The sequence below is a fragment of the Streptomyces sp. SID13666 genome (genome assembly GCF_010548325.1).
GTDB classification, from domain to species: Bacteria; Actinomycetota; Actinomycetes; order Streptomycetales; family Streptomycetaceae; genus Actinacidiphila; species Actinacidiphila fildesensis.
Genome location: NZ_JAAGLX010000140.1, coordinates 1 through 780 on the forward strand (window position 1 = coordinate 1; position 780 = coordinate 780).

General features: G+C 70.8%; 1 pseudogene. It reads left to right on the forward strand.

The features are described from left to right. Positions 1-96 precede the first annotated feature (96 nt). Positions 97-780 (forward strand): annotated as a pseudogene (locus G3I60_RS43770) (hypothetical protein); the annotation flags it as partial.

Consider the following 780-nt stretch of genomic DNA (forward strand, 5'->3'; position numbering starts at 1 on the left):
AACTGGCGTTCTCGTGTCGAATGCGTGACCTTCGCGAGTGGTGCTCGTTTGCCATGGCGACGGAATCTTCGGGTGGGGACGGGCGGGGGTGACGGCGTGGCCGAGCTGAGGAGTCTGGCGGCGCCGTTCGTCGCGTCGGGTCCGTCTGGTGTGGCCGTGCGGACCCGTCTCAAGCAGCTGACGCCGGGCGATGAGGAGGTGTTGCGTCTGGTGGGTGCGCATCTGGGGTCGCTGGCCTCGAAAGACCTCAAGACGCGCTGCCGGGACGGCCTGGAGCACTCCGGGGAGGCGTGGGCGGTGCGTAAGCATGAGCTGACGCCGCTCTCGTCGTCTCGGTGGGCTGGCAGTGTCACCAAGGCGTCGCATGATCAGTGGGGGCTGGCCCGGCGCTGCCAGCTGGCGCACCTCCAGAACCTGGAAGCGGGCGTCCGCACCATCGAGCAGCGGCTGTCGCTGCCGGTCGGGCGGAAGGGGACGAAAAAGTCACCCGGGGGTTATCGGTCGCGGCGGGAGTGGCATGCGAAGTCGCGGCGGCTGCGGGTGCTTGAGGACCGCCTGGCTGCCGTGCGGGCGGACCGTGAGGCCGGCATCGTGCACGTTGTGCGCGGCGGCAAGCAGCTGGCCCGTACCCGGCAGCATCTGGAGGCGGCTCAGCTGACGGAGTCCGCAGGAACGGCTGGCCCGGCCGCGCTCCCGGTGACCATGCCGAGCGAGGCAGTTGGTCAGGCGCGGGTTTTCGCCGCCCAGGCCGGCCGCGGCCGGCCGTCGTCGTCATCGTCC